This window comes from Bacillus nakamurai (genome assembly GCF_001584325.1).
GTDB classification, from domain to species: domain Bacteria; phylum Bacillota; class Bacilli; order Bacillales; family Bacillaceae; genus Bacillus; species Bacillus nakamurai.
On record NZ_LSAZ01000007.1, the window covers coordinates 124519 to 137543 of the forward strand.

General features: G+C 44.9%; 13 protein-coding genes. All 13 read right to left on the minus strand.

From position 1 onward, the window contains the following. Positions 1-132 precede the first annotated feature (132 nt). Positions 133-1944: a DNA primase gene (gene dnaG, locus AXI59_RS04690; protein WP_061521918.1), complete on the minus strand. Its 1812-nt coding sequence runs from the start codon at positions 1942-1944 to the stop codon at positions 133-135. Between the two features lie 21 nt (positions 1945-1965). After that, the gene (locus AXI59_RS04695; RefSeq protein ID WP_061521917.1) at positions 1966-2472 is read right to left on the minus strand and encodes a YaiI/YqxD family protein; all 507 of its coding nucleotides are present in this window, start codon (positions 2470-2472) and stop codon (positions 1966-1968) included. A 256-nt stretch (positions 2473-2728) separates the two neighbouring features. After that, positions 2729-3541: a pyruvate, water dikinase regulatory protein gene (locus tag AXI59_RS04700; RefSeq protein ID WP_061527536.1), complete on the minus strand. Its 813-nt coding sequence runs from the start codon at positions 3539-3541 to the stop codon at positions 2729-2731. A 23-nt stretch (positions 3542-3564) separates the two neighbouring features. Continuing rightward, complete coding sequence (gene ccpN / locus AXI59_RS04705; RefSeq protein ID WP_061522015.1) at positions 3565-4203, minus strand: transcriptional regulator CcpN; 639 nt, start codon at positions 4201-4203, stop codon at positions 3565-3567. A gap of 104 nt (positions 4204-4307) precedes the next feature. After that, positions 4308-6347: a glycine--tRNA ligase subunit beta gene (gene glyS, locus AXI59_RS04710; RefSeq protein WP_061527537.1), complete on the minus strand. Its 2040-nt coding sequence runs from the start codon at positions 6345-6347 to the stop codon at positions 4308-4310. Continuing rightward, complete coding sequence (gene glyQ / locus AXI59_RS04715; RefSeq protein WP_061521914.1) at positions 6340-7227, minus strand: glycine--tRNA ligase subunit alpha; 888 nt, start codon at positions 7225-7227, stop codon at positions 6340-6342. Before glyQ ends, glyS begins: the two co-directional genes overlap by 8 nt. Before the next feature lie 300 nt (positions 7228-7527). After that, entirely contained in the window at positions 7528-8295 is a 768-nt protein-coding gene (gene recO / locus AXI59_RS04720) for a DNA repair protein RecO (protein WP_061521913.1), read from the minus strand. A 36-nt stretch (positions 8296-8331) separates the two neighbouring features. Further along, positions 8332-8475, minus strand: a complete 144-nt coding sequence (locus AXI59_RS19175; protein ID WP_007408286.1) for a YqzL family protein — start codon at positions 8473-8475, stop codon at positions 8332-8334. 150 nt (positions 8476-8625) lie between these two features. Then, the gene (gene era, locus AXI59_RS04725; RefSeq protein ID WP_061521912.1) at positions 8626-9531 is read right to left on the minus strand and encodes a GTPase Era; all 906 of its coding nucleotides are present in this window, start codon (positions 9529-9531) and stop codon (positions 8626-8628) included. Further along, complete coding sequence (locus tag AXI59_RS04730) at positions 9512-9922, minus strand: cytidine deaminase (protein ID WP_061521911.1); 411 nt, start codon at positions 9920-9922, stop codon at positions 9512-9514. The genes era and AXI59_RS04730 overlap by 20 nt, the downstream gene beginning before the upstream one ends. A gap of 122 nt (positions 9923-10044) precedes the next feature. After that, a complete protein-coding gene (locus tag AXI59_RS04735; RefSeq protein ID WP_061521910.1) occupies positions 10045-10419 on the minus strand; it encodes a diacylglycerol kinase family protein in 375 nt (124 codons plus the stop codon). After that, a complete protein-coding gene (gene ybeY / locus AXI59_RS04740; RefSeq protein WP_061521909.1) occupies positions 10400-10873 on the minus strand; it encodes an rRNA maturation RNase YbeY in 474 nt (157 codons plus the stop codon). The genes AXI59_RS04735 and ybeY overlap by 20 nt, the downstream gene beginning before the upstream one ends. 1 nt (position 10874) lies before the next feature. Further along, a complete protein-coding gene (locus tag AXI59_RS04745; RefSeq protein WP_061521908.1) occupies positions 10875-13007 on the minus strand; it encodes an HD family phosphohydrolase in 2133 nt (710 codons plus the stop codon). Between the last annotated feature and the right edge of the window lie 18 nt (positions 13008-13025).

A 13025-nucleotide genomic window follows, 5' to 3' on the forward strand; every position in this document is an offset into this window, starting at 1 on the left:
CAGGGCATTATCTATTTTTCAGCATGCGGGTAGCAGCGGATAATAAATGACAATTCATGGTGAGGTTAAGCGATCTATTTGCTCCTCCGCAAGGAATCATTGCCAACCTGAACGCTGTGCCTCTTTTTACTGTTATTTTAATGATCGGTTTAATGAGACAATTTCTTGAGCCAAAGACGCAGCTTTTATAAAGTCTTTCTGTCTCTCTGCATCTGCTCTTTCTGCTTCTTTTTCCTTTATCATTGACCATTTTCTGTGATCCAACACTTTTTTTACGTAATCGGATAACTCGGCCTCTGTCAGCTCCTCGTTTACCTGGAGCATCCATATATCTGAAAGCAGCTGGCTGATTTCCTCATCCTGCATTTTTGCCATGAGATGCTGCGGCGTCAATTCAGCACCTTCTTCATAAACAGCGTACAGATATGCGGCCAGCGCACGATGTCCGTCAATGTTAAATTCAAAACCGACACGTTCAATTACTTTTTTGATAACGTTTCGGTCCCTAAGCATATGAGCGAGAAGAAGTCTTTCCGCATTCTCGTAGGCCGGACGCAGACGCCGCTGTTTCGCTTTTGTCGTAATCCGGGCCCGTCTCGTTTGCGTTTCGGCGTTTTTTGCGGCCGGTGCGTTTTGTTTTGAATAGATGGAAAGCTGTTCTGTTAACGATTCTTCTGAAAGGGAAAACTCGGATGCGAGCTGCTTCACATACATTTCCTGTTCGAGCGACCCGGAAAGAGCGCTGATCTCTTTCAGCACTTCTTTCATGTAAGTCAGCCGGTCCCCTTCGTCAGATAGGTTTTTTCCTTTCCGGAAATATTGCATTTTAAAAGCCATGACCGTGACGCTTGCCTCAATGATCTCGGTCTTGAATTTTTCTCCGCCACGGCTCCTGATATAATCATCAGGGTCCAGCCCGTCAGGCATCATGCTCACTCTTACTTTACAATCAGCTTTCTGAAGCAGATCTGCCGCTTTCAGCGTAGCTTCATAACCGGCTTTATCCGAATCGTAACAAAGAATGACCTCTTGAACGTTTCTTCTCAGGATCTTCACATGCTCTTCTGTAAGCGAGGTGCCCATTGTGGCGATGCTCTCTTTCACGCCGGAGCTGACAGCGGAAATCACATCCGCAAATCCCTCAAACAGCACGGCTCTCTCCTGCTTTCTGATCGGCAGGCGCGCCTTGTGAAAGTTGTACAGAAGCTTTGATTTATGAAACAGCGGCGTTTCCGGGCTGTTCATATATTTCGGCTGCTGGCTCCCGAGTGCTCTTCCTGAAAAAGCCGCCACGGCTCCGTGATGATCATGAATAGGAAACATAATCCGGTTTCTGAAACGGTCAAAATATCCGCTTCCATCTTCCCTTCTGATCAAAAGGCCCGCTTTTTCCATCTGCTCTTCTTTAAAACCGCGTTTTGCTAAGAATTTCGTCATGAAATCCCATGAATCCAACGCATAGCCGATTTCAAACTCATCTATGAGCTCTTTCGTAAAACCTCTTGAAAAAAGGTAATCTAACGCTTCCTGGCCTTCCTTTGTGTTTATTAGCAAATGATGGTAAAATTTCTTAAGAAGCTCGTGAGCTTCAGCCATTTTTTGCTCTCCGGAAGATTCAGGCCGGGATGCAGAGTGAATCGTTATATCATCAGGGAAATCAATCTGATATTTATCCGCAAGGTGAGAAACGGCTTCCGTAAATGAATAGCCCTCCATCTGCCGTAAGAAAGAGAAAACATTGCCGCCAGCACCGCAGCCGAAGCAATGAAAAATTTGCTTATCGGACGATACAGAAAACGAAGGCGTGTTTTCCCCGTGAAACGGGCAGAGCCCAAAGTAGTTGCGGCCTTGCTTTTTCAATTGGACATAATCACCTATGACTTCAACAATGTCTGCCGACTGCTGCACCTGATCTACTACTTCATCTGGTATGCGGTTTCCCATCTTATAACACTCCGTCGTACATTATTCGATGTTTTGATTTGAAATCCCTTCATCATTCGACAGGATTTTTTTAAGCAGGGTAACAAATCGTTTCCGATCTTCTTTATTTAATTTTTTAGGTCCTTTGGAATAGATGCCGCTTCTTCTTAGTTTGCCTGACATATGACGGCTCATCAGAGCGAAGTCAATCGTGTCCTCTGTATAAGAACGGCCTCTTTCTGATAAAACGGCAATATTTCTGTTCAAAAGCAGGGAAGCTAAACCGATATCCTGCGTGACAACGACGTCTCCCGGCCGCACATGGTTTGCGATATATAAATCAGCCGCTTCTTTATGAGGGTCAACGTATATCCAATTCTCGTCTTTGTTTCTGGAAAGCTGATAGTGTTCAAATGATGCGACGAAAACAACCCGAACGCTGAATTGCGATGCAATAAGCAATATTTCCTCTTTTACAGGACATGCGTCTGCATCGACAAAAATCGTCTTTTCTTTTTCATTAAGAAGACTAATTCTCCATCCCTCCATCAATCTCCTGCATAAAAACAAGCGAAATCGCATATGCTCCATGACTGCAGATCTATTCTGAGCGTTTGTCGAAAAATTTCCGGGAGTATTTCTTGACATCTTATCCGTAATAGTTTATTCGTATCACACTAAGCTTAAACCTAAAAATAAACATTTTATCACAATTTTTTATTATAATACAAACTTCGCAAAGATGCCATCCTTTTTGTTTATTCCCTATTTGCATACCCAAAAACCCAGGATAAAGCGTCCTGAGTTATCGGCCCTTTGTTTTCAGATGGTGAATGATATTAGCTGTTTCCTCAACCGCTTTATTCGAAACATCAACGACTTGACACCCGATTCGGTCTACAATTTTCTCAAAGTACTCCAGCTCTTCTTTAATTCTGTTAATGTTGGCGTAAATGGCCTTGTCGTTTAAGCCGAGAGATTTTAACCGTTCTTTTCGAATATGGTTCAGTTTATCAGGGCTGATTTTTAAGCCGATGCACTTTTTAGGATCAACGCTGAACAGCTCTTCCGGCGGGTCAACCTCTGGAACGATCGGAACATTGGCCACCTTCAGCCGCTTATGGGCAAGATATTGAGATAATGGGGTTTTAGACGTTCTGGATACACCGAGCAATATGATATCGGCTTTTAAAATGCCCCTCGGGTCTCTGCCGTCATCATATTTGACAGCAAACTCGATGGCCTCCACCTTTTTGAAATAATCTTCATCAAGCTGGCGGACGCGGCCAGGCTCATATTTTGCCGTCAGGCCGTAGGCTGTTTCCATTTTATCAATAAGCGGGCCGATAATATCGTAATACAACACATTGGCTTTTTCCGCTTCTGCAACTAAATATTCCCGAATTTCAGGAACGACAAGGGTGAAACAAATAATGCCGCCGTCCGCTTTGGCGAGAGACACGACTTCATTAATTGTGCCGATGTCTTCAACATAAGGAATTCTTCTGATATGCGTATCATCGGCAGAGCCGTTAAACTGGCTGAGCGAAGCCTTTACCACGAGTTCGGCCGTTTCTCCGACTGAGTCTGATACTACATAAATGATGCGATTGTCCATGTTATCCCCCCGTTAGTTTTAAGCTATATGATTTCATTTTCTGATAAACTGACGAGTATCTTCGTCATATTCGTTTTTGTAAACCGGCCGATGACTTCAAAGCCTTTTTCCGTTTCTTTTATAACGGGCAGCGCATCGATCTGTTTTTCAATTAAATGCTTTGCGATGTCCATCACATAATCGTCTCGCCGGCATACGGCGATATTCGGCATTCTTGTCATAATGATATGGACAGGTATTGAGGCAAGTTCCTGCTGGCCGATGCTCGCCCGCAGCAAATCTTTGCGCGACAGCACACCGACTAAGACAGCATCACGATCCACGACAAATAACGTGCCGACATCTTCTAAAAACATGGTGCAGATGGCATCGTATACCGAAACATTTTCATGGATGACGACGGGGATAGATTGAAAATCTTTTACTTGCAGCTTTTTCAGTTTATCCGCAAGCAGCTGGTTTCCTGTTTTCCCTGTATAAAAATAACCGACTCGCGGACGAGCCTCTAAAAAGCCTGACATGGTGAGTATGGCCAAGTCTGGGCGCAGCGTGGCCCTCGTTAAATTGAGCTGTTCCGCAATATGCTCCCCGGTAATTGGGCCGTTTTCCTTTACAATCTGTAAAATTTGTTCTTGCCGTTTATTTAATTCGATCGTACTCACCACCTTTATGGAAGGTTTTCAATATCTATGATTTTAAATCTTTGATGTAATGTAAAGGGGAAAAGACGATTGCCGATCACACAGCAACCGTCTTTTCCTTCTCTTTATTTTACAATAAGATGATTCATATTAGCAAAGGACTTGATCACATCTGCAAGAGAAGCCATTTGCGCTAAACGGTTTGTTTTTAATGCTTCGTTATCCGCATTTACCATCGTATGATTAAAGTATTCTTCAATCGGCTCTTTTAAGGCGCTGAGCGCGGCGAGAGCCTTTTCATAGTCTTTGGAGCCGAAACTTTCCCGGACACTGTCTTTCGCTTTTTGATAAGCATCAAACAGCTTTTGTTCCTGTTCATTTTCAAACAGGTCCGGTTTGATTTCGCGGCTTTCTCCTTTTTTGCTGATGGAGATGACCCGGCCGAGTGATTCAGCCGTTTCTTTAAAGCCCGGTGCTCCGAGCTGCTTCTCCAGCACTCGCGCTTTATGGACAGCTGAGTACGGCTCAAGCTCCGTGCTGTCCAGAATGGCTTCAATTACGTCGTGACGGATCTCTTCAGCGTTTAAGACGTATTTCAGGCGCTGTGTAAAGAAGTCGAGCAGTTCATTTTCTTTTTCTGTTTCTGCAAACGTTAAAAGCTCTTTGAATGAAATGCCCCAGTTTCGGTCTATAAGGATCGAAACGATGCCGCTTGCCTGGCGGCGCAAGCCGTAAGGGTCCTGAGAACCCGTTGGAATGACGCCGATCTTGAAGAAGGAAGCGATCGTATCGAGCTTATCCGCTAACGCGACAACTGCCCCTGTAAATGTTGACGGCACTGCCCCTCCGGCTGATTTCGGCATATAATGCTCATTTACCGCAGAAGCGACCGCTTCATCTTCACCGAGCATGCGGGCATATTTCTCTCCCATTACGCCTTGCAGCTCAGGGAATTCATAAATCATATGCGTGACAAGGTCAAATTTAGAAATTTCCGCGGCGCGCTTAACAAGTTTTTGCGTTTGTTCATCAGCTTTAAGACGAACGGCAAGTTTGCCTGCAATGGCAGTCACTCTTCTTACTTTATCCGCAAGGGAACCAAGCTCTTCGTGGAAAACAATGTTTTCAAGCTTATTCACGTTTTCGTCAATGTTCAGTTTTTGGTCTTCTTTATAGAAGAACGAGGCGTCAGAAAGTCTGGCTCTCAGCACTTTTTCGTTTCCGCGCGCGACGTTTTCAATCGCATGGCTGTCCCCGTTTCTTACCGTAATGAAATGAGGCAGCAGCTCACCGTTTCCGTCTTTTACCGGGAAGTAGCGCTGGTGCTCTTTCATCGTCGTCACAAGCACCTCTTCAGGAATAGAAAGAAATTCCGATTCAAAAGAGCCGTAAAGAGCCGTCGGATATTCCACAAGGTGATTGACTTCGTTAAGCAGGTCCTCATCAATCGGAATATTCCACTTGTTCTCTGCTGCAATTGCATCAAGCTGGCTTTGAATCATGCGTTTCCGGGCAGTCGGGTCAGCAATGACATGCTGCTCCTTCAGCTGTTCTTCGTATGCTGACGGCGTATCAATAGATACTTCTTGACCGAGGAAGCGGTGTCCTTGTGTCTTTCGTCCGGATTCAACATTTGTAATGGCAAACGGAATGACTTCTTTTCCGAAGAGAGCGATAATCCATTTAATCGGGCGGATATAACGCAAATCTTGATTTCCCCAGCGCATGTTTTTCGGAAAATGCATACTTGTAATCAAGTTTTCTAATTGTGGTAAAAGCGACTTCGTTTCTTGTCCGGCCTGGAATTTCTGAACGAAGACGTATTCCGTGCCGTTTACGTCTTTCATGTACAGATCGTCCACACCGGCGCCTTGGCCTTTAGAAAAGCCGATCGCCGCTTTTGTCCAGTTTCCGTCAGCGTCAAGAGCGATTTTTTTAGCCGGGCCTTTTGCTTCTTCTTGAATATCAGCCTGTTTTTCTGCGACATCTTTTATATATACAGCCAGACGTCTCGGAGTATTAAAAAGTTTCACTTCGCCGTGAGCAATATTTTTTTCCGCCAGCCAAGCCGTCAGCTTTTCACCGAGCTGCACCATGCTGTCATGTAAAAAACGCGCCGGCATTTCCTCTAATCCGATCTCTAAAAGCAAATCTTGTTTACTCATGAGAAGAGCCCTCCTCTTTAAGCATTGGGAACCCTAATTTTTCCCGTTCCTCATAATACGTTTTTGCTACTTTTCTCGCTAAGTTACGGACACGGCCGATATAACCCGTACGCTCCGTCACCGAAATAGCGCCCTTCGCATCAAGCAAATTGAACGTGTGCGAGCATTTCAGCACATAATCATAGGCCGGATGCACAAGTCCGTTCTCCATTTGCCTGATCGCTTCTTTTTCATATGTGCTGAATAAATGGAAGAGCATTTCCACATCGGACGTTTCAAATGTGTAAACGGAATGTTCATATTCAGCCATCATAAATAAATCTTTAACCGTAAATCCTGACGTCCATTCCAGATCAAAGACATTTTCTTTATCTTGAATATAAGAAGCAAGACGTTCAATTCCGTACGTGATCTCGACAGAAACCGGTTTACACTCTATTCCGCCCACCTGCTGGAAATATGTAAACTGCGTGATTTCCATGCCGTCCAGCCATACTTCCCAGCCGAGGCCGGCGCAGCCTAGAGACGGGTTTTCCCAGTTATCCTCTACGAATCGAATATCATGCTCGAGCGGATCAATACCGAGCGCGCGCAATGAATCAAGATAAAGCTCCTGAATGTTATCAGGGGACGGCTTGATGATCACCTGAAATTGGTGATGCTGATAAAGCCTGTTTGGATTTTCTCCGTAACGGCCGTCCGCAGGCCGTCTGGACGGCTCAACGTAAGCCACCTTCCACGGCTCAGGCCCGATGCTGCGTAAAAATGTATACGGGCTCATTGTGCCTGCGCCTTTCTCCACATCATATGCCTGCATGAGAACACAGCCTTCATTGGACCAATGCTTTTGCAGGGTTAATATCATATCTTGAATGTTCATTTCAAGCACCTCCACTTTCTCATTCTTTTACACGTGCGGCCGCAATCAAAAAACTCCCGTCTCTATGCTTGCCAGCCGCAAACATAGGGACGAGAGTTCTCCCGCGGTTCCACCCTAGTTGCTGAGGAGTGAATCGCTCAGCCTCTTTTTAAAGCGTTGCTCAAGAATGCCTTTCGTTGCGCGCTCATCCTTAGCTCACACTGTCCTAAGGTCGCTTTATATGAGTTGGACGCAAGTACTTCTTTCTGTCACTGCAACATATTTTATAATAAATGATCATATAAAAAGATGGGCAGAATGTCAACTTTTGTTTTCATCCAAAAGGTTTTTCATGCTTTCCATTTGGTCTAAAAACCGTTTGGACTTCAAATAAAGTCCTGAATATTCTTCGTAATACAGGTCGATGACCCGTTTCACTTCATTTTTTGTTTCCTGTTTCAAGGATACGCTGCCGAGGCGTCCGATGTCAAAGTAATAAAACAGCCTTAAAAGCCTTGCCGTTTGCGGCGAAATCGGAATTTTGTACGGATCCTTTTCAAAGCAGCGGTGGCAGATAAACCCGTTATCCCTGACAGAAAAGTGAAACGTTCCGTCCTGGCTTTTGCAGTGGACACAATGATTCAGCTCGGGATACAGTCCCATAACGCCGAGCATTTTCATCTGAACAATGAAAGTGATCACATCCGGATCCGTTCCTTCATTCAGCCTCTTAAAGGATTCGAGAATGAATTCGAATAAGTAAGGGTTCGGTTTCTTTTCATCGGTTCCTTTGTCAGTAAGTTCAGCAATAAAGGCGGCATATGCCGTTAAAAATAAGTCTTCTCTGATCGTTCTCATGCTGAGAATCATCTCACCCTGCTGGAGCGTGCCGAGTCCGGATGTTTTTTGCATTAAAAATGACCCATACAAAAACGGCTGGCTGACTGCTGATAACCGGCTGTTTGTTTTCTTGGCGCCTCTTGCCATGACGCCGATTTTGCCGTGTTCCCTTGTCAGCAATGTCACGATCTTATTCGTCTCTCCGTAATCATTCGTACGGAGCACGATTCCTTCACATTTTGTCAGCATTTCCGCACCTTCCAACAATGGGAGGGGCCAAGAGGTTTACAAAATTGGAAAATCAATTCGGGCTAGCTCATCTTCCGGTTCTTCGGGTCTTTCCAGGTTCTCTTTTTCCAGTTCTTTAAAAAGAAGGTACGTATCAACACTTCCTGTTTGAGAAAATACGTTCCAGGTAAAATTCAACACAAAAAACCCACCTTTCATAATTAAACTAGCTTGCCAATCCAAATTCTTACCCTTATCTTGACCTGGTGTCCCCCTTTTCATGTTAAACAAATTTTGCTAACGTATCCCTGTTCTTGTGAGGTAATCACACATCAGGCATGCGCTGAGATCTTAATATTCATCCTCTTTAAAACCGAAATCGCGAAGCTGGGACATTTTATTCCGCCAGTCCTTTTGCACCTTTACCCACAACTCCAAATAAACGCGTGAGCCTAACAGCGCTTCAATATCAGCTCTTGCCCTTTTGCCGACTTCTTTTAAAAGGCTGCCTTTTTTCCCGATGACGATTCCTTTTTGCGAATCGCGTTCCACCACGATTGTGGCCGCCACATGGACAGAGCCGTTATCCTGCGCCTTTATGGATTCGATGCTCACCGCGATGCTGTGCGGGATTTCTTCCCTTGTGAGGTGGAGCACCTTTTCTCTGATCAGTTCAGAAATAATAAACCGCTCAGGATGGTCTGTCACCTGGTCACTCGGATAAAACTGGGGCCCTTCCGGTAAATATGCTTCAATCTGTGCGAGCAGCGTTTCAACGTTGTTGCCTTCCAATGCTGAAATCGGCACTATTTCCTTAAACGGATAACGCGTGCGGTACTCGTCAATTAATAGCAGGAGCTGATCAGGATGGATTTTATCGATTTTGTTTACGATTAAAAATACGGGCGTAGATGTTTGACGGAGCTTTTCGATAATAAACTCGTCGCCTTTTCCGTATCCTTCTTCAGCGTTAATCATAAATAACACCAAGTCAACTTCCTTCAGCGTGTTCTGCGCCACTTTCATCATAAAGTCGCCAAGCTTGTGCTTCGGTTTGTGAATGCCGGGTGTATCAATAAAAATGGTTTGTGATGTGCCTGTTGTGAGCACCCCTTGCACTTTATTTCTTGTCGTCTGGGGTTTGTCGCTCATAATGGCGATTTTTTGTCCGATGACCCGGTTTAAAAAGGTAGACTTTCCTACGTTAGGTCTTCCGATGATAGATACAAATCCTGATTTAAAGCTTTCGTTCGTCATGTAAATCCTCCGATGAAAATGCGCCTGGCAATAATTCTTCTGCAGTCATTTCTTTTATTTGTCCTTGTAAGTTGGTCAGAATCACGAGCATATCCTTTGAGCAGAGCTCGGAAATTACTTGTCTGCAAGCTCCGCACGGTGACACCGGTCCCGGTGTATCCGCTGCTACGGCCAGCATGCTGAATTCCGTATCCCCCTCAGATACAGCTTTGAATAAAGCGGTGCGTTCAGCACAGTTGCACATGCTGTATGCTGCATTTTCAATGTTGCAGCCTCTGTACACTTTTCCGTCTTTGGTAAGAAGAGCGGCTCCGACTCTGAAATTTGAATACGGCACATACGCTGTGTCCCGTGCTTTTAATGCTTCTGCAATAAGTTCTTGTCTGTTCATGTGTACATGTTCCTCTCTTACCTTTATCCTGTATGATACCGCTGTCACTTTTATTTTACATAATTTTTATTGGTTTTTCACGCCCATTTTTGGTAATGTAAAATAATTGTAAGAATCTTCTGCTAAAATAACTTCGGCAAAAAGATGAGTAAACCAATGATACACGAAATGACGGCAAATACGCAAACAGCTCCGGCGGCCGCGTCCTTTGCCGCTTTTGCGAGCGGATGGTACTGATCCGTTACTAAATCAACAAGATGTTCAATAGCCGTATTCACCAGCTCCAGTGAGAGCATGCCTCCGATCAGCATCAAAACAACGGCCCATTCAGCCGAGCTGAGCCCGGTGAGGAAGCCGCAAAGAATGACGGCGCAGGCTGCGGCGGTGTGAAATTGAAAATTCCGCTCCGACCGCGCCGTTTTCCAGATCCCTCTCCATGCGTGGACAAAACTCTTTATAAGACGGCTCCACTCATTTTTATGATCTCGTGAGTCCATACTCATCCAGCAAATCCTTTTGCTTAGAAAACATTTCTTCTTCATCTTCCTTAGTCATATGATCATAGCCAAGCAAATGCAAAAAGCCGTGGACAGCGAGAAAGCCGAGCTCCCTCATAAAGGAATGGCCGTACTCTTCTGCCTGCTCTTTCGTTCGGTCAGCGCTGATAATGATATCTCCTAAAACAGGCGGCATGTCGGCGCCCACTATCTCGATTTCGTCTTCCCCTTCTTCTTCAAGAGCAAACGAAATGACATCTGTCGGGGTGTCCTTTCCCCTATATTCTTTATTGATTTCTCTGATCTCCTCATTGGAGACAATTGTCACTGAGACCTCAGCCTGATCCTGAACGCCTTCTTTATCCGCCGCAAATTGAAGCAGCTTTTCAACTTCTTTCAGTGAGTCGGCTGAGACACTGTTTGTTTCATCAACGATATCTATCAGTAAACCCATTTTATTTCACCTTCTTCGTAGCCTCCGGATATTCAATCCGGGAGTGGAAAATTCCTTTTAATGTTGCGCAGAGCGTTTTAGCGATCGTATCCAGCTCTCTGAAGGTCAGATCACATTCCGAGAACTGCCCGTCCTGAAGCTTATCGGATATAATCCCGCGCACAAGCTTCTCGATCCGCTCCGGATTTGGATTGTGCATCGAACGGACGGCAGCCTCGACGCTGTCAGCCACTGAAATAATGGCAGCCTCTTTTGATTGCGGTTTCGGTCCCGGGTAGCGGAACTCTTCTTCTGTAATCTGGTCGCCTTTTTCCTTCGCCTTATAATAAAAGAATTTTAAAAGGGACGTCCCATGATGCTGCTCAGCGATGTCCACAAGCTCTTGCGGAAACTTATAGCTTCTGAGCATGTTCGCGCCGTCTGTCGTATGGGCGATGATAATATTTTTACTGAGCTGCGGAGACAGCTTATCATGAGGATTATCCATATTCATTTGATTTTCAATAAAGTATTGCGGGCGTTTCGTTTTGCCAAGATCATGATAATACGCCCCTACACGCGCCAGCAGGCCGTTTGCACCTACAGCTTCACAGGCCGCTTCCGACAGATTCGCAACCATAACGCTGTGATGATATGTACCAGGTGTTTCCGTTAAAATCTTACGAAGCAGAGGATGATTCGGGTTTGACAGCTCAATCAGCCTCATCGTCGACAGAATGCCGAATCCCGTTTCAAAAAACGGCATAAGGCCGATAATCAAAACCGATGCAGCCAGGCCCGACACGGCCCCCATCAGCATTAACGTTCCGATTTCAACAGCGGACAGCGCCGTGTTTTGTATTAATAAAAGCGAGAGCACGATAATCATATTAATAAACGACACGAACAATCCGGCCTGCAAAATTTTAGATCTCGCATTATGTTTTCCTAAAAACAAAATGCCTGAAATGCTGCTGATTAAATAGTAAATTCCGATTACATAATTAAACGTTCCCGTTACGCCCTGATTAAACATCATACTGCCGCAAATCGCTAAAATGATGCTTCCTAAAATAGCGAGCCTTTCATTGAGCAGCAGCCTGAATAATATGGCGCCGGCGGCGATCGGAACAAGATAACCGATATTGGTGTATTCGATTTTTTGAAACAGGCTGACGACTTCCATAATGACAAGAATCAGCGTTGTAATAATGGAAAATAACAAAAGTGATTTATTTTTCAGCTTAAGTTCCTGCTGCTGTTTCTCAAAATAGTAGACAAGCGTAGCAATGAACAGACCGATCATCAGTAACAGACCGGTGATAGGCTTTAACAGATTCGAATTGTTTAACAGCCCCGTTAATTCGAGCTTTCTGTATACCTCCCGGTCGATCAGGTCATTCTCCTCAATAAGAACCTGTCCTTGTTTGATCTGAACCGGCTGGACACTGTCTGAGGCTTCCTGCCGCTTTGCATCGGTCGCTTTCGGATCAAATACGTAATTCGGGATGACCGCATATTTTCCGATTTCAGTTGCCGCTGACAAATACTTTGACGGCACCGAAGCACTTTTCAGCTCTTTTGCGACTTTTTCCTTCGCTTCTGCTAATTTTTCGGACGGTATCTCACTGCTCATCACCGTATTCACCGCAGTAATGACGGAATCCCTCACAAATGAGAAATCTTCATTGTTCGCATGCAGAAGCGCTTTAATAGTGTCTTCTGAAATGGATTCATTCACATCTTGAGTCAGCTTGTTTTTTACCGACTTTACCAAAGAGTTTTCCGAAGGAGCTTTTTTGTCTTTTTCAGCATTTTGTTTCACTTCGCTGATGCTGTCGAAAATAGACGTGATGAGATCAAGGCGGTTGTCGGTATAGCCTTTTTTCAGTGTGTATTGGTCCTCAACAGCGTCTTCGGCCGCCTGCTTTTTCGCTTCCGTCGCCTGCTGGTCTTCCACTGTTGCAGGCGCGTAGATGGTCTTATCACTGACTGAGAACAAATCCAAATTAAGTGATTCAGGTTTTACATGAATAAAGAGCAAGCCAAACATAATCGCCGAAAGCAGCAAATACAACAGTACGTGGGCTGAACGGGCATGTCTGAAACTGCGGAACCGTTCCCGGCCGCTTTTGCTCTTTCCCTTCTTTTTCAAAACAAGAACCTCCTCCCT

Excerpts from the sequence above, each read along its gene's own strand:
- dnaG (WP_061521918.1), bottom strand. The coding sequence starts at position 1,944 with ATGGGAAACCGCATACCAGATGAAGTAGTAGATCAGGTGCAGCAGTCG.
- AXI59_RS04695 (WP_061521917.1), bottom strand. The coding sequence starts at position 2,472 with ATGGAGGGATGGAGAATTAGTCTTCTTAATGAAAAAGAAAAGACGATT.
- AXI59_RS04700 (WP_061527536.1), bottom strand. The coding sequence starts at position 3,541 with ATGGACAATCGCATCATTTATGTAGTATCAGACTCAGTCGGAGAAACG.
- glyS (WP_061527537.1), bottom strand. The coding sequence starts at position 6,347 with ATGAGTAAACAAGATTTGCTTTTAGAGATCGGATTAGAGGAAATGCCG.
- glyQ (WP_061521914.1), bottom strand. The coding sequence starts at position 7,227 with ATGAACATTCAAGATATGATATTAACCCTGCAAAAGCATTGGTCCAAT.
- recO (WP_061521913.1), bottom strand. The coding sequence starts at position 8,295 with ATGCTGACAAAATGTGAAGGAATCGTGCTCCGTACGAATGATTACGGA.
- era (WP_061521912.1), bottom strand. The coding sequence starts at position 9,531 with ATGACGAACGAAAGCTTTAAATCAGGATTTGTATCTATCATCGGAAGA.
- AXI59_RS04730 (WP_061521911.1), bottom strand. The coding sequence starts at position 9,922 with ATGAACAGACAAGAACTTATTGCAGAAGCATTAAAAGCACGGGACACA.
- AXI59_RS04735 (WP_061521910.1), bottom strand. The coding sequence starts at position 10,419 with ATGGACTCACGAGATCATAAAAATGAGTGGAGCCGTCTTATAAAGAGT.
- ybeY (WP_061521909.1), bottom strand. The coding sequence starts at position 10,873 with ATGGGTTTACTGATAGATATCGTTGATGAAACAAACAGTGTCTCAGCC.